Genomic DNA, 23353 nt, shown 5'->3' on the forward strand with positions numbered 1-23353 from the left:
TCTGCTCGCCCCTTATTTTTTATGGTTCATTTCAATAAGGTGCAAAGCCAAATATAAAAAATGATACGAGCTCATATAGGCGATTGTATATTACTTGTCTACCTCACGCAAAGTATCGCCATTTCCATACTTGGCTTTGCATGAGACGTTGCAGTGTCTGGCAATTGAATTATAATCGCCATATAAACACCTCCTAATATACCTTTTGCATTTTATTATATGATAAATTCCTTCTCCTTGCATCCACACCCTTCTTAAAGCACGAAATTACTTAGTTTGATATAATACTTTTTAACTGAATTAAAAATCATTGTGAGGTTACATTATGAAGAAAAAAATTATCATTACAATCGTTACACTATTCTTTATTATCACGGCATTATTCGGAACATACAAATTGATGAACGCAAGAAGCTTTCAATTATTTGGAGATTTAACACAACGCGTAGAAACAAATGAAAAAGTGATTGCTTTAACTTTTGATGATGGCCCTACTAACAATGTAAAACAAATATTACCGCTACTAGATAAATACAACGCTAAAGCTACTTTCTTTTTAATTGGAAATGAATTAGAGCAAAATTTATCGTTAGGAGAAGCTATCGCGCAATCTGGGCACCAACTTGGAAACCATACATATTCTCATAATAGAATGGTTTTCAAAACACCTTCTTTTATTAAAGATGAAATAGAAAAAACGAATTCATTAATCCGCCAAACAGGATTTACAGACGAAATTGATTTTAGGCCCCCTAACGGAAAAAAATTAATTGGATTACCCTATTATTTAAATAAAAATAATATCGAAACGATTATATGGGATCTTGAGCCCGATACTTTTTATAAATCTGCGGCTGATAAAATTAAATACGTTAATAAAAATGTAAAACCAGGTTCTATCATTTTACTGCACTCTATGTATGATGAGTCTAATGAAAATTTACAAACGATTGAAGGTATTTTAGATTCTTTATCTAAGAAGGGCTATCAGTTCGTAACAGTAAATGAATTGCAAAAAAGAGCAAAATAAAAAGGTAGCGTATCTTTGTATGATACGCTACCTTTCTTTTTATATAATGCCAAGTACATTTAAGAATACGATAATAATCGCAATTGGTGCGATATAACGAAGTAAGAATAACCATAATACGAATAGTTTATAACCTTTATTTTTACTTACACCTAGCTCTTTCATTAATACATCTTTCTTCATTTTTAAAGGAACAAAGATAGAAACTAATAATACACCAAGTGGCATTAATACGTTACTTACTGCATAGTCCGCTAAATCAAAGACTGTCTTCCCGAAAATCTTCAGATCACTTAATATACCGAATGATAATGCTGATGGTACCCCAACAACGAAGATTAATAACCCTACGATTAAGGCCATTTTTTCACGTTTCCCTTTACCTTTTGATGTTAACGATGCAACACTAATTTCTAACATCGAAATTGCTGATGTAATCGTAGCGAAGAAGAATAGTAATAAGAAAACAATGAAGAATAATTTTCCGAACGCCATTTTACTGAAAATAGCTGGCAACACGATAAATAATAGTCCCGGCCCTTGAGATGGTTCCATTCCAAATGCGAACACAACTGGGAAAATTGCAAGTCCTGCAAGTAATGTAATAACAAGAGTTAAGGCTACGATAGAAAATGCTGAACGTGGTAAGCTTTCTTCTTTCGGTAAGTACGAGCTATACGTTACCATAACGGCTACCCCGACAGATAATGAGAAGAACGATTGCCCCATTGCGTATAATATAACTTCTGATGTTACATGTGAGAAATCAGGTTGTAAGAAGAAACGAACGCCTTCTCCAGCACCATCTAATGTAAGTGCACGAACGATTAATACAAAGAATAAAACGAATAATGCTGGCATGAAATATTTATTTACTTTTTCAACACCATTTTGTACACCTTTACTTACGATGAAAATAGTAATAAGGATGAATAATAGCTGTGATCCAACTGCTAAATATGGATTGGAAATGATTTCACCAAACGTAGCTTCGTATGCTCCATTTCCTTCCCATAGTCTACCTGTAATTGCATTCCATAAATATAATAAAATCCAGCCTCCTACAACACTGTAGAAAGAAAGTAATATGAAACATGTTACAATTCCTAATTTACCTAACCAAGGCCATAACGTTTTAGGAGCAATCTCTCTATATGCATCGACAGCCTCTTTTTGTGTACTTCTTCCAATAACAAATTCAGCTAATAATAGCGGTAAACCAATTAATAATGTGAAACCGATGAAAATTAGGAAGAATGCTCCGCCTCCTCCAATGCCGGCCATATATGGGAATTTCCAAATCGCCCCAAGACCAATTGCCGAACCTGCTGCAGCTAATACGAAACCTAATTTCGATGTCCATTGCTGTGAATTCATTTGTTAATCTCCTCTCTATCTCTTTTTCTTTGTTACAATTCGGTATTTATATTGTTCTATCAATACTCTTTTCTAATACGTTCACTTCCTCCCTAATAAAAAAACGTCCCTACGTAAATACGTAGGGACGACAAAAATATCGCGGTACCACCCTAGTTGTGAAGAACACTAAGAAACCACCTAAATAAAAACGCCCCTACGCAAAAACGTAGGGACGATAAAATATCGCGGTACCACCCTAGTTATGAAGACACACCAAAGTTAGGACCTAAATAAAAAACGTCCCTACGTAAATACGTAGGGACGATAAATATCGCGGTACCACCCTAGTTGTGAAAAAATCTTCACCACTTTATTTGATAACGGTATAAACTACCGTCTTTCATTTCCTCATAATGTGAGATTTATGAAAGATGCTCCAGGACGAACTTCATGAATAATCTATATACTGATTCACACCAACCATCAGCTCTCTGAAATAGGGAGATATTCACTACTATACCCTTTCATTGCCCAAATATTATTTTCCGAATTGATTACTATCATTTTTATCACACATTAAAAATAGTGTCAACTTATATTTCGAATTTTTATGTATTACAATCTATTTCAAAATTCAAAATGTGAGTTTTCTTTTAGGAACAATCGATAAAAATCTATTTTCTATTTCACAAAATAAAAAATAGATTTTTCTTGCTCATCCACATTTACTCCTGGCGCGTATGTATGAACTTGTTGCAACACTTCTTCTATTAGCAACTCTAACTCCGGCACACTATTTTCTGGACTCCCTATTAATGTGTCTGCCATACGTTCATATAAATTTTCAGGTTTAATAGTCATTCGTTCCACATTATTAGGCATCCATTTAAACGCTGGATGATGTACATACATTTTATTCAAACCAAATAAAACACCGAATACGTTCCTTTGTACTTCGCAAATAACATCATAAAGCATAAGCCAATCTTTCCGTTTTAAAAGCGCCTTTCGATTGTGCCAACGATTACTTAACCATAGATTTTCTGAAATCATTCGTTTTACTAGTTCATCTGGATATACCACTACTCTATCTTTTAATTCATTCACTTTCCCTTCTCCATACAAACTAACACCATCATGAACGGATGATACAATACATTGTTTTTCATAACTTATATCATATTGATCCACCACATCCGAAATCACTTTCTCTACCGTCTCTGTTAAAAAGTTACTAATCTCTAATTTAATTCCCTCTTTCGTTAAATACGTTTCCGACCATTCTTCTTCCTCATACGGATGATACGATAATATTGTCCCATCAATATGATGAATAGGGGCCCTACGATCCTCATCTTCTGGCGGTGTTGACCATAAAATATGTAATTCTATATCTGAATGTTCATCTTCAAGCTTTCTAGCTACTGAACCCGCTAAAATAATGGCTTCTACTTTCGGATTTTGCCTATAGATCTCTGACATCTCTATTGCTTTCTCTTTTAATCCCATTTCATTTCCCCCTAAAATTGCAGTAATCCCCTATACTGCATTTATCTATTTCGATATTATAGCTTGCATTACCTTTTCAAATTCCTACTACATCATATTTCTATCCAAAAGCGCTGAATAACTTCACCAGTACGAGAAGAAACTACTTCATTTTCTAACACACCGCCAACCTTTTGAATCGTTTTAGCAGAACCGATATTGGATTCATCACAAGTTATTAATACTTTCTGCAATCCTAATTTTTGCGCTTCAGCTAATGCAAGTTGTAGTTGTTTCGTAGCGTAACCGTGGCGACGTTTATTTGGATGGACACTATATCCAATATGACCGCTTTCCCGTAATAATTCTGGATTTAATCTATGTCTAATATTCACAAACCTATAAGTTCCCCTTTTTCAAAACTTAAAAACTGACTAGATGGCACTCGATTAGCTAGTAAATTTTCTCCTAGTTCTTGTTTACTCACTTTTTCAAACCATTCATCAAGAGAATCAAAGTTTTGTAAAGAACTACTTCCATGTGGTTGTTCCCCTGAGTTTAAAAACGCGTGTCTATACGCTGTAATATGCTCACTATATTCATGGGTTGGTTTTAATAGTTTCATTGTTCTTCTCCCCTCTTCATTCCATAAAACAAACACCTTAATAGTAGCTATTCACTATTAAGGTGTTTCTATCCTTTTTATTCAAATAACCCCATGCTCAAATAACGTTCACCTGTATCAGGCGCAATACATAAAACTTTTTTACCAGCGCCTAGACGTTTCGCTATCATGATTGCAGCGTAAACAGATGCTCCGGAAGACGGCCCAACTAATAATCCCTCTTGTCTAGCTAAGTTTCTCATTGTCGTTAAAGCCTCTTCGTCTGCAATTTGAATAATTTCGTTATACACTTCTGTATTTAAGTTTTTCGGGATAAACCCTGGGCTTGTTCCTACTAGTTTATGAGGACCTGGTACACCACCTGATAAAACGGGAGATCCTTTCGGTTCCACTACTGCAATATATAAGTTTGGTAATTTCTCTTTTAACGTTTCACCAGTCCCTGTAATCGTTCCGCCTGTTCCTGCCGTTGCAACAAAAGCGTCCAGCTCTCCATCCATTTGTTCGTAAATTTCAAGCGCAGTCGTATAACGGTGAATATTCGGATTAGCTGGATTTTCAAATTGTTGCGGGATAAAACTATTCGGTATTTGCTTTTGCAATTCTAACGCCTTCGCAATTGCTCCTGGCATTCTTTGTTCTGCTGGTGTTAAAACTACTTCTGCTCCGTATGCTTTCAATAAATTAATACGCTCTTTTGACATATTATCTGGCATAATTAAAATCGCTTTATACCCTTTAGCTGCTGCATTCATCGCTAAACCAATCCCTGTATTCCCGCTTGTCGGTTCAATAATTGTATCTCCTGGTTTGATGAGACCATTTTCTTCTGCAACGTGAAGTAAATTATAAGCAGCACGGTCTTTCACACTGCGCGATGGATTAAACATTTCTAGTTTCACATACACATCTGCTGCGTCTTCCGGAATAAATTTAGATAATCGGACGACAGGTGTATCTCCTATTAATTCCGTAACGTTTTCACACAATTTCATAGCGCATCCCCTATTCTATCGTTTTCTTATCACTTGGCAGTAACCATGAAGTGAGTCCAATTAATGGTAGACAACTACATAATAGCATAATAAATTGCAGGCTATATATATCTGCTAATTTCCCAAGAACTACAGCACCTAATGCTCCAAGTCCAAACGCAAGACCTACGATTAATCCTGACACCATTCCCACTTTTCCAGGTACAAGCTCTTGTGCATATACAACAATTACACTAAAACTACTTGAACTAATAAAACCGATACATAAAAATAACGGTACGACCCACACAAGTGAGACATGTGGTAATAACAGTGCAAGTGGCGCTGAACCTAACATTGAAAATACGATGATATTTTTCTTACCAAATCGATCTGCTAACGGTCCTCCGAAGAAAGTTCCTAACACACCAGCAATCATAAATGCGAATACGAAATACTGGGCATTTTTTATAGATAAACCGTAATGCTCTATTAAGTAAAATTGATAGAAATTCCCGATACCAGCACCGTACCAAGAGCGTACAAAAGTAAGAAAAACAAGAAGTATAATAACGAATTTAATGTGTGTACTTACAATTGCATTTTCCGCCTCAAGTGCAGCCCTCTTCTTCCTTCTTACAGCACCGGTTGCTAATTCATTTTTGTACCAATTCGATACGAAAATTAATAATACAATTCCTACTGCTGCAAATGCTGTAAAACCTAATGAACCAATTTGACCGAGTGGAACGAAAATTAGCGCTGTAAAAATAGGAGCTAAAGAATTCCCCGTGTTTCCCCCAACTTGATAAATTGCTTGCGCTAACCCTCGTTTTGCACCTGCCGCCATATACGCAACACGAGCGCCTTCTGGATGAAAGACCGCGGAACCTAAACCAATAAATAAAACAGAAATAATAACAATAATAAAGTTTGGTGCAAACGCGAGTCCAATCATTCCAAGCATACTTGAAAACATGCCGAGTGGTAATAAAAATGGTGACGGCTTCTTATCTGAATACATACCAAACACCGGTTGCATAATCGATGACGTCATATTTAATGCAAACGCAATCCACCCTACTTGCATATAGGATAAATTCATCGTTTTTTCCAAAATAGGAAACAACGCCGGCACAACTGCTTGCATCGAATCATTTAAAAAATGCCCAAAGCTAATCGCAAATAAAATTCGATATATTGTCGGTGTTTCTACAGTTTTTTTGTGTGAAACTGCCTGCATATGTGAATCTCCCCTTTCTGTACAAAATATATATTTATTACAGTAGGTGTAATAAATTCTGACTTTTGAAACATTTCTATTCTATACTGCTTTCATTTCTTTTTCCAGAAATATAACTTAACTCCCGTCATTGGCTTGCATCCTTGTAACTTTCAGCGGTAAAACAGTACAAAAAAAAGACAACCCAATCACATACTGGGTTGCCTCTTACATTAAATTGCAAAATGCTTATACTTCTCGTAATCACTCGTCTTACATTCTATTTCTAATTTGGTACCCTCGTTTTCGTAACTCGTAGATAAAACGTGTGCATGATTATTGAAATACGAAACTACCTGTCCTTGATCATATGGAATTAACATTTCACACTTCGTATATTCTTTATAGATGTGTGAGCGAATCATTTCTACAAGTTCTTCAATTCCAACATGTTTCTTCGCTGATAAATAAACGCGATCTTCTTGCACTTTCGGAATTTCAACATCTACCATATCTGATTTATTATAAGCATAGATCGTTGGAATATTTTCTACTCCAATTTTCTTTAATGTTTCATTTGTAATATCAATTAATTGTTCATAATTTGGATTTGCGTAATCTACGACGTGAATAAGTAAATCCGCTTCCGCTACTTCTTCTAACGTTGAACGGAACGCTTTCACAAGATGATGTGGTAATTTACTTACAAATCCAACTGTATCTGTTAATAAGAATGATTTATTATCTGGTAAATCAATATTTCGTACAGATGTTTCTAACGTCGCGAATAACATATCTTTTTCAAATACTTGCTTTTCTTCTGTACCATTATAAATTTCAAGCATTGCATTCATCGTCGTTGACTTTCCTGCATTCGTATAACCTACTAATGCTACAACAGGTATTTCATTTTTCTTACGTTGCTTTCGCTGCGTTTGACGCTGGGCAACGAGCGCTTCTAAATCTTTATTCAAAACTGAAATTTGTTCTTCAATTTTACGACGGTCTAACTCTAACTTCTTCTCACCGACACCTTTATTTTTCGTACCAACGCCGCCACTCTGTCTCCCTAACGATTCACGAAGACCGATTAAACGAGGCATCATATACTGAAGGTGTGCTACTTCTACTTGTAGCTGTGCTTCTTTCGTTTTCGCACGTTGCGCAAAAATATCTAAAATTAAAATGGTACGATCAATTACCTTACAATCTAAATCCTCTTCTAAATTTCGAATTTGTGAAGGAGATAATTCATCATTAAAGATGACCATATTCGCATCTATTTCTTGTACATACGCTGCTACTTCTTCAATCTTTCCTTTTCCGATATAATGCGATGGATTTACTCGTTGTAAATTTTGCGTTACTTGCCCAATTACCTCTACATCACAAGCTTCCGCAAGATTTGTTAACTCTTCCATCGAATATGCAAAATCATCTTCATTACCTACATTTACTCCAACTAAAACTGCTCTTTGTAATACTTCTTCCATATATTTATTCCTCCATTTCGATTACGTAAAATAAAAAACACAGGTCGCTGCCTGTGTTTTCGTAAACGGATAAGGGTTCACCAAAGAAATAGAAGAAAGCTATGCTTTCATCCTATTTTATAGTCAAAAAGTCCCAAGATTGTATACGTATCCACAATAAGTGTTCACCTATACAATCCCATTCTATTTATAAAGGCAAAACAAAAAGAGGGCGTATTCGTCCCTCCCTCTTTTTCACATATAAGCTTAATAAAGGGTTCCTTTAAAATAGGCAGACCAATCCCGTTCACTCTGTACACAGACAGAGCCTTTGAGCGCTATTCAATTATTGGCACAAAGTATTGAGACGTAATCTGATTAAGATCAAAGGAAGCCCCTCCGTTCATTTTAAGTTACATAAAGTGTAGCATAAGTAATTCGCTTTCACAAGGTTTAACAACCTATATCACACTAAAGAAAATCTTTATATTTTTACTTTAATCGTCATTTTTTGCGAGTTTTTCTCACAATAAAAATAACAAAAACAATCATCAATAACAAACCAATGGAAATAATAGCAACTTGCCGCCAATTTAAACCGCTCACCATCTCACCTTTTAAATCCACTTTCTTCGTCGGAACAGACTCTTTTGCAATTTGACTTAAAGCCGCTTTGTCCGCCCCTGCCTCATCCAATCTCTTCGTTCCACTACAACTATTTGTGTGTAATTGTTTTTCTGATCCTCTTTGAGTAGAAAATACTAAGTACCCTCCTCCTTCTACAAAGCGAAACATACAATCACCACCCTTTGTATATACGATAATTTGCGAAGAAGTTGTCCCTTTCCAAATTTTCTTCACTTCAAATAACACTTCAGTTCCAACCCCTTCTTTCCTTCCAACCTCAATTACTTTTCCCTCAAACACTACATCGTTTTTTTGAAATGCATCTTCTGTTGATACTTTAATACAATCACAAGCATAAGATTTCTCAGGAAAAATAATAAGAATAAAGCTACAAATGATGACGACAGGAAACATGTGTAAAATCCTTTTCAAGGAGCTTAACTCCCTTCATTATCAATTTTAGAAACTTCTCGTATATTATTTTTACAGCACTCGCCAAATTCCTTCATAGTAAGTTAAGTATTATCGTTTTAATACAACAAAAATCTTTATTGACATTTTTATAACCTGATATTAGTATCAGGTTATAAAAATAAAAATTAGGAGATGTTCCTATGCATTCTAAATCTCGTATTACTGCAATTGGTACTTATGTTCCAGATCAAATATTGTCTAATAACGATTTAGAAAAGATGGTCCATACGAATGATGAATGGATTGTACAAAGAACAGGAATGAAGGAAAGAAGAATCGCTAGCGACGAAGAATACTCCTCAAACTTAGCCATTAAAGCAATTGAAAATTTATGTACAACATATAAGAAAAACTTAGAAGATGTCGACTGTATCATTGTCGCTACTACTACTGCCGATTACGTTTTCCCTAATGTTGCTTGCCAAATACAACAATACTTCAACATACCTCATACACTAGCTTTTGATTTAAATGCAACTTGTGCTGGTTTTACATATGGACTACACGTCGGTAATAGCTTAATCACTTCTGGTTCACATGAAAAAGTACTTGTCGTCGCGACAGAGACATTATCTAAAGTTACTGATTATACCGATAGAACGACCTGTATTTTATTCGGTGATGGTGCTGGAGCTATTTTATTAGAAAGAGATGAAAACACCCAAAGCTTTATCGCTGCTCACATGGGAACAAACGGTGATGGCGGCATTCATCTATATAGAACAAACTTATCTACTACTATGAATGGCACACCACTGCAAACAAATGAAAAAATCGTTCAAAATGGAAGAGAAGTATATAAATGGGCAACACGCACAGTACCAAAAGGCATAAAAAATTTATTACATACCGTAAATATGCAAGTAGATGATATAGACTGGTTCATACCCCACAGCGCTAACTTACGAATGATCGAATCTATTTGCGAAAAATCTCAAATTCCAATACAAAAAACATTAACGAGCGTGGAATATATGGGGAATACCTCTTCAGTCACCATTCCACTCGCTTTAAATTTAGCTATAAAAGAAGGGAAATTAAATAACGGAGACACACTTTTACTATACGGATTTGGTGGCGGACTTACGCATTTAGGGCTTATTGTAGAGTGGAATTTAATTTAAGTGTATAAAAAGAGGCTCTAGTCAGTAACTAGAACCTCTTTTTCATTTAATTTCTTGCCCCTTTTCGAGACCATATCACAACAGGAATAAGTAATAACGCTAACACGCCTCCAGCCAATGACAATGCCGCATAACTTGAATTCGCTACTACCATACCTGACATTGCTCCACCAGAAGCTCCAGCTAGCGCAATAAAAACATCTATTTTCCCTTGTGTTTTAGCACGTGTAGACGGTGTTGTGGAATCAACGATTTGTGCTGTACCACTTATCAATCCGAGGTTCCATCCTAGCCCAAGTAAAGACAGAGCAACGATTAATAATAATAAAGAATCACTTGGCGCTATCGCAGCTATGACACCCGCTGCAAGTAAAATCACTCCACCAGCTATGCTCATTGTAGTTCGGCCAATTTTATCAATTAACATTCCTGTAACGAGAGATGGAAGATACATTGCACCTACATGAAAACCTATCACAAGTCCTACTGCACTTAAACCGTGACCGTGGTGTCCCATATGAACTGGCGTCATCGTCATAATCGCAACCATCACTATTTGCGTAAGTATCATTACGATTGCTCCAACTGTAATACCTCGTTTATTTTCTTTCGCTTCTTCTGTTATTGGTTGTCCTTTATATGTATGTTCCTGTTTATATCTTTCTATAATGTTAGCAATAATCAAAGGATCTGGACGAAGCATAACAAAAAGAACTAGACCCGCCAGTATAAATGCTGCTGCCGATAGTATGAACGGACCTGCAAGTTTAGGAACTCCAATTGAATGAGCAAAACTTCCCATTACCCCTACTAAATTTGGTCCTGCAACTGCACCGAAAGTCGTCATTACCATCGTAATACTAACAGCCGTTGCTCTCTGCTTCTTATCTGCTAAATCTGTACCTGCATAACGAGCTTGTAGATTTGTGGCTGTACCGGCACCATATATAAGTAAAGAAATAAGTAAAAGAATAATACTATTTGTTAAAGCTGCCATTACAACACCAATTGCTCCAAATCCGCCTACTATAAACCCTGTTGCAAGACCTATCCGGCGTCCATATCGTTGCGAAAGCTTCCCTACTATGAAAGCTGCTAATGCCGATCCTAATGTAAACATAGCAGTTGGTAATCCTGCAAATGCATCTGTTCCAAGCATTTGCTGCGCAAGAAGTGCACCTACTGTAATACCAGCAGCTAGTCCTGCACCGCCAAACATTTGTGAAATGCTGACGATTATTAACGTTCGTTTGTATAGTTTTTGTTGCTCTTCTTCTGTGTACACATGATTATCTATTAAAGCCCCTGCCTTATCTAGCAATTCCCCATCCTCCTTTTAAAATTAATCCCTCTTGTTAATGTACTATGTATAACGTTACATATTCAATGGCATTTTCCATTCATCCCTTTCATTCTAAAAAACTTTCTAATCATACTCGACTTATCCCATGCTATATTAAAAATACTACTATTCACAATATGCAAGGAGAAAACAATGAAAAAAACAGGCTGCTATAGCCTGTTTTTCTTTACGCTTCTTCTACTAATCTTCCCTTTCTCTTTTTACTCAAAGCTTTCCCTTCCCAAAACAACAAACTTACGAAAGCACAAATTAAAATAATTGGCACACTTGCTTTATATAAATCTGTAAAACTCATAGCCATCTGATTCTTGGCATAATGATTCACATCATTTGAAAATGTGAGTACTTCTTTCTTTATACTTTCCTCTTGTTTTTCAACTTCTTTTGTCACTTGCCTCATAACTTCTTCTCTTTTTACATCTCTATATTCTACTGGAACTTTTCTTAATATTTCATCCGTCTTGTCGCGAATCAATTCTTCCTTTTTCTCTTTACTTAATCCCATTGTCATTGCATTTTGTTTCTTATTTATATTCGACTCTAAACTTTGATTCTCTATTTTTTCTTTAGTCATTTGTAAAATTTCAGTTTGCTCAGTACTATTCACATGAATAGTACGCACCTTTTCTTCTGCATAACGATATACTTTTTCTTTATTTACAGTTAAATTGTGAGTTAAGTTAGAGACAAATATTGCGACTGCCAATACAATTCCGACTTGTCGTAACATTGATACAACACTTTGAGAAGCAGTTAACAATTCTCCTTCAAACGAAGACGCACTTAAAACTGTAATTGGCCCCACTACTAAACCATATCCAACACCTAATATCATACATGGAATAATAATTTCTATATTTGTTGAATGAACATCAATCATTTGCAACCAATAGTAGGAAAGCCCCATAATAAGAAATCCTGACAAAATAATAGTTACTTTTCCGAGTTTTTTAATTAAAGTTGCTGCAACTGGTGAGACAAAAAATATCATTGCTGAAATAGGTGTCACTAAAAAAGCCGCTTCAATTTCCGTTCGACCTTGTAGTTTCGTCAAGAACGTTGGAAGCAATACAGTAACTCCAATTAAAAATAAATTACTTAATATAACAACGATAGACGCTCCGACAAACATTCGATCTTGAAATAACTTTAAATTCACCATTGGATTATGAATCTTTCGTTCTACTAAAACAAATAGAATAAGAGAAATAGTGCTAATTGCATAACAAGACAAAGCAATATTACTTTGCCATCCCCATGTATTACCTTTTACTAATATGAGAGTAAATGAAAAAATTGCTGTGCTACTTAATAGTAGTCCTATCCAATCTATTTTTGAGATAATACGTTCTTCATTTTTTATTTGTAGCATGATGCAACATAACACGATTCCTATTATACAAACCGGAACATTAACGAAAAACACCCATCTCCATCCTAAATTTTGCGTAATAATTCCACCTATTACTGGTCCCATAGCAGCTGACAATCCTTGTGTTACTCCTAAAATCGCAAGCGCAACATGCCTTTTAGCTAATGGCATAGCTGATACACCAATTACCATACTTGTTGGAAATAAAATCGCTGCCCCAATACTTTGTATAAAACGAGAAAAAATAAGAAAATCACCTGTATTAGCAAAAGCGCAAAGTACCGATCCACCACCAAAAATCACCAGACCAAGAATATACATCTTTGCTTTTCCAAAGATATCAGCTATCCGCCCTAACGGAATGGCAAGTACTGCAATCGTCATTGTATAAACATTTAATACCCAAGACATCTTTTCTAACGAAGTATTTACACTCGATTGTATTGCCGGTAAAGCTATATTCATAATTGTCGTATCAATCATACAAAGAAAGATACCTAGACACATTAAAAAGACAATCTTAATACCCTTTGATTGCTCCATCTTTATATACCCCTTTATTTATTGTGAACGCGTTTTTCATTCTTCTGTTTTATTGTTTTCTTTCGCCTCTAACTCTTCTAATTTTTTCTTCAAAGTCTCCACTTGTGCACTATACGATGCAATACCTACATCTAGTGAAATTTCTTCGACGAAAGTAATACCTACTCTCCACTTTTCATATTTCAATCGAAGATCTGCAATGTACGCTTCTTTTCTTTCAATTTCATCTTTAATCCATTTTTTTATTGTTACATCATCACTATAGTTACCAAAATACATTCTCATTAAAAAATCCGAACGTAAAACATCCTTCTCTACAGGTGTCTGCATGTATTGATAAAATTCTTCACGCCCCTCATCTGTAATAAAGTACATTTTCTTATTCGGTTTTCCCTCTTGCATGACAACCTCTTTTTTTATTTTCCCTTCATTCTCCAATTGTCGTAACGTTGGATAAATCATTCCAAAACTTCCATCAAAAAAATGAGTAAATACGTCTTCAAACACAATTTTAATATCGTAACCAGACAATTCCTTTTCCATTAATAAACCTAAAACAACATCTCTTCCCTTCAAAGTAAAACCCCCACATAGTATATAATCAATAATCATATTAACAATGTTAATATGATTATTGATTATATACCTTATTCTGTTAATTGTAAAATGTTTCTAAATAAAAAAGCCCCATAATTTGGTTTCACCAATTCACAGGACCATTTTCTTTTTTACTCTTTAACACCTACATCTTGCAAAACTTCAATATCCTCTTTCATTTCATAATAATAAGAAGGCAATTCTATACCATGTTCTAAGAAATAATCCTCAATGAATGAAATAATGATTTTTAACGTTTTCACACGGGCATACAATTTATCGTTACTTTCAATAATATGCCACTTCGCATTTGACTTACTTGTTTTTTCAAACATGTCTTCCATTGCTTCAACATATTCATCCCATTTTTCACGATTACGCCAATCTTCGTCTGTAATTTTCCATCTTTTCAAAGGATTTTTCTCTCTATCTTTAAATCTCTTTAACTGTTCCTCTTTACTTATATGGTAGAAGAACTTCCCTATTATGTAATGGTCATCTGTTAGTAGTTTTTCAAAATCATTAATCTCATCATATGCTCTCATCCACTCTTCCTTTGTAGCAAATCCTTCAACACGCTCAACTAACACACGACCGTACCATGAGCGATCAAAAATGGTGATTTGCCCGTACTGTGGAATTTTGCGCCAGAAACGTTGCAAATAATGGTAACGTTTTTCATGAGGTGCAGGTGCTCCAATTGGATTTACTTGGAACCCACGTGGGTCAAGATGTTCCGTCACCCGCTTAATTGCCCCACCTTTACCAGCCGCATCCCATCCTTCCATAACAAGCATAACCGCGATTTTTTCTTCTTTCAAAATTTGCTGTAATGCTAATAAGCGCCTTTGATATTTTTCGAGTTTCTTGTTGTACTTAGATTTTGATTCAATTTTTTTCGTTAAATCTACTTTAGCAAGATGTACATTTTCCATAAAACAAAGCCCCCTTGTTGTATGACAATGTTATTTTAACATATTTTTGGTAATTTTTTCATATCCTAAATAGCTGTGTAGAAACATCTCTACACAGCTTCCCTCTCTAATTTCACATATACAAGCACATTTAACTACATTAAAATAAATAATTTATACGGAATTCTTAGTATATTCTTTTTATTAAAACGTAAAAATAGCCCTTTTAAAAAGGGCAGTAATCTAAGTATAGAAAAAACAAATTTATTCTTTCTTACTTCATACGTAATTATGCTAGCTATAAGAGTAGTGAATAAGATATTGATTCACTACTCACAACAACCACTTTACATTATATGGTATATTAACTCGTAAAAAGAAGATAATAACAAGTAAATCCATTAAAGAATGGGAGCTCTCAAAAAATGAAACGAAAAATATTAACTCTCTTTACGCTTATATGTTTAGCACTACCAATGCAAGCTAGTGCTTACACATTTCAGTCACTACCGATTGCATCAAAGTCTAAACAATGGTATGTCGAAATTGATAAATCTCATAACTCAAACAAGCAAGCAATCCAGCCGAAACAAGGTGTATTTGATACGTATAGTTTACTCGTAAAAAACATCGGTCATGATGTATCAAACGTATCCGTGGAAATACTTGATAACAATCCTACCTCTAAGGCTACCTTTAAACCTACTACACCTAATGAAAATATTTCTAAAAGTCATACAAGCTTTGACTACATGGTATTCCCATTAGACTTTAATAGTCATAATTTTAAAGTTGTGATCACTTGGGAAGAAAAGAATTTCTCTTATAACGGCCATCCGGTAAATGAAGGTAAAAAAATGAAACAAACATTTGTATTTAATGAAGAATAAGTCCTAATTTCTTTAGGGCTTATTCTTCTTTTTTGAAACCTGCTTGTATCGCTTCCATCACTTCTTTTGTGATTTCCAATTCTGTTGCTTCCATACTAATTTTTTTGTGCCAAATATGTATGGAAGGTTTTTCATTACAAAGATGTTTTATTAATACTAGTTGATTATATGCTAAGTTATTTTCTATTTGGGTAGAGATATAAACTGTAAAATTTTTTGCTTCAAAGACCTTTTCTTCCAAAATGTATTTACTCTCTAATTGCCTTGTTACTATATCTTTCAAGTTTTCTATAGTCATGCATATCGCCCTCTTTTCCCATATAATCAATCAAATCGACGAATACTCGGTACAGACAATGCGATTCCAATTGTTAAAATTACTAAACTAGCTAGTGTTATAATAGTTATCTCGCCACCTATGACAGTAGCTAACCAGCCTACAACTACGTACCCTAATGGTAATAAAGCAAAAGAACCCAACATATCAAGGCTTGCCACTCTTCCGAACGCTTCTTCTGGTACAAGCTCCTGTAAACTCGTTTCCCAAATGAGTCCAAATATCATCATGCCGAATCCTTCAATTGCCATTAAGAATATTAAAGCAGGTGCCCAAGAAATGAATGGCATAATTAATAAAGCAATCCCACTAATTAAAACACCTCCATAAGCCAGTAATCCTCTCTTCTGCCACCGCTCTTTCCCACCAAATATTAATGCAGCAATTACAGCTCCACCACCAGAAAAGGCCATGCCAAGTCCATACACGTAAGCTTCAAAATGATGATGAACATTAAATAACCATGGAATTAATACGACGATAATGCCGGCATAACAAATATTTATAAAAGAAAAGACTAAAATTGTAATCCATAGCCAAGGATGACTTTTTAAAACGAAAACACCTGCCATAAACTCTTGTTTGTAATTAAGCTTACTCTTTTCAATGGGTTTTACTTTTTTAAACTTAATTTCTTTTAAAAATAATAAACATAAAAATGATAATAAGTACGTTACTGCATCTAGTCCGAAGCCTATCCCTGCAGACGCAACCGATACGATTAACCCACCAAGTGCTGGTCCAATTAATCGTATACCTTGATTACTCATTTGAGTGAGTGCGTTAGCTGCATTACGAATTTCAGGAACAAATACTTTCGCTCTTACAGCAGCATATGCTGGTTGGAATATCCCTTCCATAAGTCCGTATAAGGCAACGAGAATATATAAAATTGTAATTGTTAATAAATCCATAAATATAAGCGATGCAAGTAATAGCATTAATATACAGCGGATTATATCCGTAAATAACATTAATTTAACCCGATCAATTCGGTCTACAACTAAACCCGCAAACGGTAAGGCAAGAATATTAGGTAGCATGTACATTGCCATCGTCATCCCCATTACAACTGTTGAACCAGTTAATGAATACACAACAACTGGGAGTATGACCATAGTTATCGAACTACCTAAGACCGAGAGTAATTGTCCAATCCATAAAAATTTAAAGTGTGGTGATACTTTAACCGGTAATAATAATTTACCAACATAACCCAAACTTTTCTCCTTTTGTATTTCTCCTTGCATGTCTCTCCCCTCTTTTCGAATGACTATAGAATTTATAATATATAACTGAAAATTTATAACATTCCATTTCTAATTATATAAGAAACAATTATGTTATGGTAAAATTATCAAAAAAATATAAAGGAGAATACATCATTATGCCTCCAAATTCACATAACATCGAACATCAGATCTATACAATGTGTATGATCCAACGTAACAATGAAATTTTACTCATAAAACGCCCCAGCCATCGAGGTTTCCCTGGCTACATCGCTCCTGGCGGCAAAGTAGATTTCCCCGAAAGTATCGTTCAAGCCGCTATAAGAGAAGTAAAAGAAGAAACTGGATTACTTGTTTCCAATTTAACTTTTAAAGGATTAGATGAATATGTCAATCCGAAAGGTAATGTTCGATATATGGTATTTAACTATTGGACAGACTCATTTGAAGGTGAACTTCTTTTGAATCCTCCTGAGGGTGAATTATTATGGATACCAATCGATACAGCACTAAAGCTACCTATGCAAACTTGGTTTAAAGAAAGATTCCCATTATTTTTTGAAACAGGCACTTTTGAAATTCAACGTGTTTGGGATAATGAGCTAAATAAACAAATTTCTATGACAATTACCCATACATAAAAAAGCTTGGAAACCCCTCCAAGCCTTTCTTACTTCTGTGCAATTTTTTCAATCTTATAATGAATATGTAAAAATTCAAGTCCAAATAGCCACATGCTATGATGAGCTGTTAACATTTTATCCTTACCCTCTGTAATGATGAAAGTCTCTGCTAACGGTAAACGGATTGTTAAGAACCGAGTATGTAAATAAATCCCCTCATCTCCCTGGCCATTTTCTCTTAACTTACTAGTAATGATTAAATCATGATTATCATTACATAGCCTCAAAATACCAGTCATATTCGAATAAGGTAAAGGCAAGGCGATATTCATATATGTCTCATCCTTATCTGTATGCTTTGAATAAAGAGCTACAAAAATAGATTCACCTGCTTCATTTTTCCTTAGCCAAGCCCTTACATTCTCTCTTCCATCTTCCTCATCCATTACACCAATGATAGAGCCATGCATCGTTTCCCACTTGTCGCCCATTCCTAAATGTATTTGTCCTACATGCTTGCTCATTTTCTCATAACAAAATGCAAATAGGCGGAACCAACGAGCCCATTTAATATTTGATTGCAACTCATACTCTGTTGTATTTTCATAAAAACGAATAATACTTAAAGGTACCTTCGTCACGTCAAATGACTCACTATGAAAATCAGTTATTTGATCAACTAAACCGTTGTATTCCTTACTGCCTACTAAATTGCCGCTATATAAAAAAGCCTCACCAATTGCCACACTTCCTCTTAATTTACTCATTGGTTTCCCATAGTATTTATAATTCGGAACACTCTTTTCGATCATCCAGCCGACAAATGCCGGTAACGCTACTCCAATTCCGTTGACAACACCGTGAATCCAAACCATTTGAGCAATTGTAATCGTCATTACATGCTTCAAATTCCCGTATGAGTATATAAGTGAGAACATAATTGTAACCATGAGTGTACTAGACGAAACGATTAAAAGAATCTTTGCACTGATAGCATTAAATTTTGCTCTCCAAACGTAAAATCCATATCCATAAATCGCACATAAATATAGGAGCACTGCAAAAAATTCAAATATTCTCGAGTATGTAATTCCTATTGCAACTGTCATAGGTGAAATCATGATTATAAACATAATAGCATCATATACTTTACTTCTCTTTTCTCTTTTTCTCCCTATTAAACCAGCTGATAATGGCAATAGAAACGCCGAATAATGAAAATGTGCAGCTGTGAGTAAAACAATGTCAGAGCTAAAATGCATAATTGAAAGTTTTGCTACTGAAGCAAAAAACCAAAAACCACCTAAAAACAAATAAATAAACGCACTATCTATGGCGATCTCTTCTAACGGCTTCCATCCTCTTTCTAGCAATCTACTTACACCAAATAACGCAACGATTCCTGTATATACAAACCAAACTAGCGCAAATACATAGTGATTTGTGACGAAAGCTAGCATTGCACAAATTGCTGCGATTGGATATAAAAACGATACGAATTTATAAAATAATAAATACGATCCATCTCTTTTTCTTTTATCAATAATACAAAGTGACATTGGTATAAATAATAAAACAGATAATAATATAATTGCTTCAACAGGATTTGTATTCGACCGCTCACATAATAGAAAAACAACATAACAAGCAAGCCCAAATATTATATTTTTCATATCATTTAGTTCCTTTCCATAAATGTTCCCTTATATGAAAAAAGCGAGCCAATTAACGGGTTTCGTACTTGTACATGAATTCGAAAACATTGTAGTTCATCATCATAACTTTCAACAATTTTTGCTTCACCATACAAAAATTTTGGTAACGGAATTTTTCTTCCAAACATATAAAACCATTGTTTCTTTGAAGAAATATGCATTGCACCTAACTCATCGATATGAAAATGCAGTGTAGAAACGAGTAAATGTGGTTCGCCAAAATAATCTACAATTTCATTTTCTTTTTCATCCAATTGCATAACTGCATTAAAATATCTTTTCTTATTATGAAAATAAAAAGTACGGTTCCACCTTACTAATTCTTGTCCATATTCATCTCGCTCAGCTATGTTTTGTATCGTAAATGGAATTTCCTCTCCTCGTTCCGAGAAAAACATTCGAAACTTCGATGCAATTTTTAATATAAATTTCACGAAAAAAGAGCCACCGTAAATTTCATCCATCTTTCCTTCACCTGTAAAACTATTCTCTTCTGTAATCGCATAACGCTTCTGCAATTCAGGATGAAGATTTTTATAGGTATCCCCTAATAATCGTTCATATATATTAGCCATACACTTATCCCTTTCTCGCCCTCTTGCAATTTTTCGCTCTTGGTAAATCGAAACTATTTATATAACCGACAATTGATAACCCCATTAGAAGAACATTTAATGTAATCGGATTAAACGGCCCTGTAAAGCTTGCAATATTCGTAAATCCTGCCGCTAATGTTAAAACTAGTAATACAATAATATGCAGTATAAATAATTTTCGTTTTGTTATTGGCAATAGCCATACAACACCGAAAATTATTTCTAACACCCCAATTATTTTAAGTATATATACACTATTTTCATTTGAACCGATTAATACAGAAAGCATCTTTACTTCTTCTAAATGAGTAAAAAGTAGTTTTGGCACTATCCCTTGATATATCCATACAAAAGCAAATAAAAAACATACGAGCCAATACGTCATTGTTCTTCTAATTAGTAACCTAGGATGAAGCCCCTTTTCTAACCATAATTTTAACGCATCAAAACTCCAAGCAGTCGTCCAACCTAATAACGGACGAAAAATATAGGAATCTATCACATTTCCTATACGACCAAATCTTGTATCATAATCATATTGTGTCTCAAAATGGATGTATTCTTTATTCGGCGTATACTTCCAATAACCACGTCCTATTTGAATAAGAGATAATGTATTATCCGTCCAAAATTTTAAAGAAGAAATTCTTTCACCAGTTTCTTTTCTTATTTCACCTATTGATTCCCCTTCTCCAGATATTTCAAGCCCAAATCCAATCTTTGTTTTATACAAAAACTTCTGTGGTTCTCCTTCTTTTTTCTCTAAATACGAAATTTCAGTAAAGCGAGCATCCCACTCTGTATGTATATCTGGTTCTTGCGTATATTCCCATAATTTTCCCATCGTCGTGTTCATTTTTGTCGCAACATAAATAGGCTGTTTCCTTTTCATTCTCCCACCTCCTATGTCCTATGCACTATAAGTTTAATGTACATGCAATGAATTTATTTTGCTACATTTTTCACAAACTTCCTCAGAAAAAAGAAAGAATTTTTAAAATATATATAAAATACTTGATTCCCCGAAAAATTTAAATTATTATAAAACAAATGTTACCAACAACTTCATAAATCAAACACTCTCGCCTAAAACGTGAGATAGAGGTTGCGATACTTATGAGTATTCTAATGGAGACACAGAGATGTCTATGAACTTAGATGAAAGGAAGTATTGCCGAAATTGATAAGTTTCTCTGCATTTATCAATTGGGGCTGTTTTCGAATAGAAACAGAACTGTCATATGTACAGACGTGTACGTATGAAGAGCTATCTACAAAAAAGAGATATCATTTTTTATGATATTCCTTTTTTGGCGGTTTTTTTATTAGCTCCGTTTTCTGTTTCCCTTTTCCTGTAACAGCACCATCCTCACTTATTTGAGATGGTGTTTTTTGTTTGTCTTTATGGTAACTACAGGAGTATTGGGATTTATATATTTCCTAATCTATTCTTAAAAATAGACGAAAGAAGGAATTTGTAATGGAAACAATTGTTCAAAAATTTGGTGGCACTTCTGTCGGAAGCGTCGAGCGCATTCAACATGTAGCAAATTTAATTATTGAAGAATATGAACGAGGTCATAGCGTTGTCTCTGTCGTTTCAGCAATGGGAAAAAGCACGGATGAACTTGTCGCACTCGCTAACGCAATTACAGAAAATCCAAGTAAACGCGAAATGGATATGCTTCTATCGACAGGAGAGCAAGTAACTATTTCATTATTAACGATGGCACTACAAGCAAAAGGGTATAACGCGATTTCATTAACAGGATGGCAAGCTGGTATTACGACAGAATCTGTACATAGTAGTGCACGGATTACTGAAATTAATACAGATCGAATTCAGTCTTATCTTACTAAAGGCACGATTGTTATTGTAGCTGGTTTCCAAGGAGTCAGTGAAGATTTTGAAATTACAACGCTCGGACGAGGCGGTTCTGATACAACTGCTGTCGCATTAGCTGCTGCACTAAACGCAAAAAAATGTGATATTTACACAGATGTGACCGGCGTATATACGACGGATCCACGAGTTGTAAAAGATGCTTATAAATTAGATGAAATTTCTTATGACGAAATGTTAGAACTTGCAAACCTCGGTGCTGGTGTATTACACCCGCGTGCTGTTGAGTTTGCTAAAAATCATAATGTCATTTTAGAAGTTCGCTCAAGTATGGAACAAGAAAACGGAACAATTGTAAAAGGAGAATGTAACATGGAACAACAATCAATCGTTAAAGGTATTGCATTTGAGGATAACATTACACGTGTCACAATTAAAGGACTAGAACAAGGTTCACTTTCAACTGTTTTCTCTACATTAGCAGCGGCACATATTAATGTAGATATCATCATTCAAAGTATTACAAATGAAGGAACTGTTCATCTCTCCTTCTCCATCCATTCTAATGATTTAAGAGAAACATTAGAAGTATTGGAACAAAATCAAGAGGCACTTCACTATGAAGCAGTAGAATATGAAAATCATTTAGCAAAAGTATCAATCGTAGGATCTGGCATGGTATCTAACCCTGGTGTCGCTGCAAATATGTTTACTACTTTAAAAGAAGAAGATATTCATATTAAAATGGTAAGTACATCAGAAATTAAAGTGTCTGTCGTTATTGACCGCCTTCATTTAGTAACAGGTGTTGAGGCACTGCATCAATCATTTATGGCGAAAATTGAGCCTTTAGTGCAAATGAGCTAATTTGATATGCTCAGTAACACTTATAAAAAAATCATATTAATCTACTTCCTTCCTATTAAATAAAAG

At 34.8% G+C, this 23353-nt stretch carries 20 protein-coding genes, 1 pseudogene, 1 riboswitch and 1 other annotated feature; of the genes and pseudogenes, 5 read left to right on the forward strand and 16 right to left on the reverse strand.

Annotation, left to right across the window (positions count from 1 at the left end):
* Window positions 1-325 precede the first annotated feature (325 nt).
* The gene (locus IBT51_RS01585; protein WP_200457944.1) at window positions 326-1030 is read left to right on the forward strand and encodes a polysaccharide deacetylase family protein; all 705 of its coding nucleotides are present in this window, start codon (window positions 326-328) and stop codon (window positions 1028-1030) included.
* A 39-nt stretch (window positions 1031-1069) separates the two neighbouring features.
* Here IBT51_RS01585 and IBT51_RS01590 read toward each other — a convergent pair whose 3' ends face one another.
* From IBT51_RS01590 to IBT51_RS01625, 7 genes and pseudogenes are all read right to left on the reverse strand, one after another.
* Window positions 1070-2407, reverse strand: coding sequence for a sodium-dependent transporter (locus IBT51_RS01590; protein ID WP_001088187.1), 1338 nt, complete (start codon window positions 2405-2407; stop codon window positions 1070-1072).
* Between the two features lie 296 nt (window positions 2408-2703).
* Window positions 2704-2926: a binding site (T-box leader), on the reverse strand.
* A 144-nt stretch (window positions 2927-3070) separates the two neighbouring features.
* Entirely contained in the window at window positions 3071-3898 is an 828-nt protein-coding gene (locus IBT51_RS01595; RefSeq protein WP_088022997.1) for a DUF4037 domain-containing protein, read from the reverse strand.
* A 92-nt stretch (window positions 3899-3990) separates the two neighbouring features.
* A pseudogene (locus IBT51_RS26965) lies at window positions 3991-4502 on the reverse strand (GNAT family N-acetyltransferase).
* 77 nt (window positions 4503-4579) lie between these two features.
* Entirely contained in the window at window positions 4580-5497 is a 918-nt protein-coding gene (gene cysK / locus IBT51_RS01610) for a cysteine synthase A (RefSeq protein ID WP_000762271.1), read from the reverse strand.
* A 10-nt stretch (window positions 5498-5507) separates the two neighbouring features.
* The gene (locus IBT51_RS01615) at window positions 5508-6719 is read right to left on the reverse strand and encodes an MFS transporter (RefSeq protein ID WP_001149399.1); all 1212 of its coding nucleotides are present in this window, start codon (window positions 6717-6719) and stop codon (window positions 5508-5510) included.
* Window positions 6720-6931: 212 nt separating this feature from the next.
* Entirely contained in the window at window positions 6932-8191 is a 1260-nt protein-coding gene (gene hflX / locus IBT51_RS01620) for a GTPase HflX (protein ID WP_000393281.1), read from the reverse strand.
* Between the two features lie 483 nt (window positions 8192-8674).
* Complete coding sequence (locus IBT51_RS01625) at window positions 8675-9211, reverse strand: cobalamin biosynthesis protein CbiN (protein ID WP_200458015.1); 537 nt, start codon at window positions 9209-9211, stop codon at window positions 8675-8677.
* Between the two features lie 200 nt (window positions 9212-9411).
* Between IBT51_RS01625 and IBT51_RS01630 the strand changes: the two genes are divergently transcribed.
* Window positions 9412-10395, forward strand: a complete 984-nt coding sequence (locus IBT51_RS01630; RefSeq protein ID WP_078401115.1) for a ketoacyl-ACP synthase III — start codon at window positions 9412-9414, stop codon at window positions 10393-10395.
* Between the two features lie 46 nt (window positions 10396-10441).
* On the opposite strand, the gene IBT51_RS01635 is transcribed toward IBT51_RS01630, so the two are convergent.
* The 4 genes from IBT51_RS01635 to IBT51_RS01650 form a co-directional block, all read right to left on the reverse strand.
* Window positions 10442-11716, reverse strand: a complete 1275-nt coding sequence (locus IBT51_RS01635) for an MFS transporter (RefSeq protein ID WP_000884513.1) — start codon at window positions 11714-11716, stop codon at window positions 10442-10444.
* Window positions 11717-11924: 208 nt separating this feature from the next.
* On the reverse strand, window positions 11925-13673 hold the full coding sequence (locus tag IBT51_RS01640; protein WP_069355391.1) for an MDR family MFS transporter: 1749 nt from the start codon (window positions 13671-13673) through the stop codon (window positions 11925-11927).
* A 36-nt stretch (window positions 13674-13709) separates the two neighbouring features.
* Window positions 13710-14249: a PadR family transcriptional regulator gene (locus tag IBT51_RS01645; protein ID WP_000678333.1), complete on the reverse strand. Its 540-nt coding sequence runs from the start codon at window positions 14247-14249 to the stop codon at window positions 13710-13712.
* A gap of 152 nt (window positions 14250-14401) precedes the next feature.
* Window positions 14402-15205, reverse strand: coding sequence for a polyphosphate kinase 2 family protein (locus tag IBT51_RS01650; RefSeq protein ID WP_200457947.1), 804 nt, complete (start codon window positions 15203-15205; stop codon window positions 14402-14404).
* Between the two features lie 404 nt (window positions 15206-15609).
* Between IBT51_RS01650 and IBT51_RS01655 the strand changes: the two genes are divergently transcribed.
* Window positions 15610-16074: a hypothetical protein gene (locus IBT51_RS01655; RefSeq protein ID WP_000823337.1), complete on the forward strand. Its 465-nt coding sequence runs from the start codon at window positions 15610-15612 to the stop codon at window positions 16072-16074.
* Window positions 16075-16093: 19 nt separating this feature from the next.
* Here the strand turns inward: IBT51_RS01655 and IBT51_RS01660 are convergent, their stop codons facing one another.
* The gene (locus tag IBT51_RS01660; RefSeq protein WP_069355389.1) at window positions 16094-16372 is read right to left on the reverse strand and encodes a hypothetical protein; all 279 of its coding nucleotides are present in this window, start codon (window positions 16370-16372) and stop codon (window positions 16094-16096) included.
* Between the two features lie 26 nt (window positions 16373-16398).
* Window positions 16399-17661 carry an MFS transporter gene (locus IBT51_RS01665; protein WP_088023011.1) on the reverse strand — a complete coding sequence of 421 codons (1263 nt, stop codon included), beginning with the start codon at window positions 17659-17661 and terminating at the stop codon, window positions 16399-16401.
* Window positions 17662-17798: 137 nt separating this feature from the next.
* On the opposite strand from IBT51_RS01665, the gene IBT51_RS01670 reads away from it, so the two are divergent.
* Window positions 17799-18284: an 8-oxo-dGTP diphosphatase gene (locus IBT51_RS01670; protein ID WP_069355387.1), complete on the forward strand. Its 486-nt coding sequence runs from the start codon at window positions 17799-17801 to the stop codon at window positions 18282-18284.
* Window positions 18285-18313: 29 nt separating this feature from the next.
* Here IBT51_RS01670 and IBT51_RS01675 read toward each other — a convergent pair whose 3' ends face one another.
* The 3 genes from IBT51_RS01675 to IBT51_RS01685 are packed head-to-tail and all read right to left on the reverse strand — an operon-like array spanning window position 18314 to window position 21469.
* Window positions 18314-19939 (reverse strand): YndJ family protein, encoded by a 1626-nt coding sequence (locus IBT51_RS01675; RefSeq protein ID WP_088023014.1) that lies wholly within the window; start codon window positions 19937-19939, stop codon window positions 18314-18316.
* A 5-nt stretch (window positions 19940-19944) separates the two neighbouring features.
* Window positions 19945-20556, reverse strand: coding sequence for a DUF4166 domain-containing protein (locus tag IBT51_RS01680; RefSeq protein ID WP_069355385.1), 612 nt, complete (start codon window positions 20554-20556; stop codon window positions 19945-19947).
* Between the two features lie 4 nt (window positions 20557-20560).
* Window positions 20561-21469 carry a DoxX-like family protein gene (locus IBT51_RS01685; protein WP_088023017.1) on the reverse strand — a complete coding sequence of 303 codons (909 nt, stop codon included), beginning with the start codon at window positions 21467-21469 and terminating at the stop codon, window positions 20561-20563.
* A gap of 199 nt (window positions 21470-21668) precedes the next feature.
* A riboswitch (Lysine riboswitch) is annotated at window positions 21669-21855 on the forward strand.
* A gap of 202 nt (window positions 21856-22057) precedes the next feature.
* Between IBT51_RS01685 and IBT51_RS01690 the strand changes: the two genes are divergently transcribed.
* The gene (locus IBT51_RS01690; protein ID WP_088023020.1) at window positions 22058-23287 is read left to right on the forward strand and encodes an aspartate kinase; all 1230 of its coding nucleotides are present in this window, start codon (window positions 22058-22060) and stop codon (window positions 23285-23287) included.
* Window positions 23288-23353: the final 66 nt, after the last annotated feature.

The organism is Bacillus sp. S71, assembly GCF_016625265.1.
Lineage (GTDB): Bacteria > Bacillota > Bacilli > Bacillales > Bacillaceae_G > Bacillus_A > Bacillus_A cereus.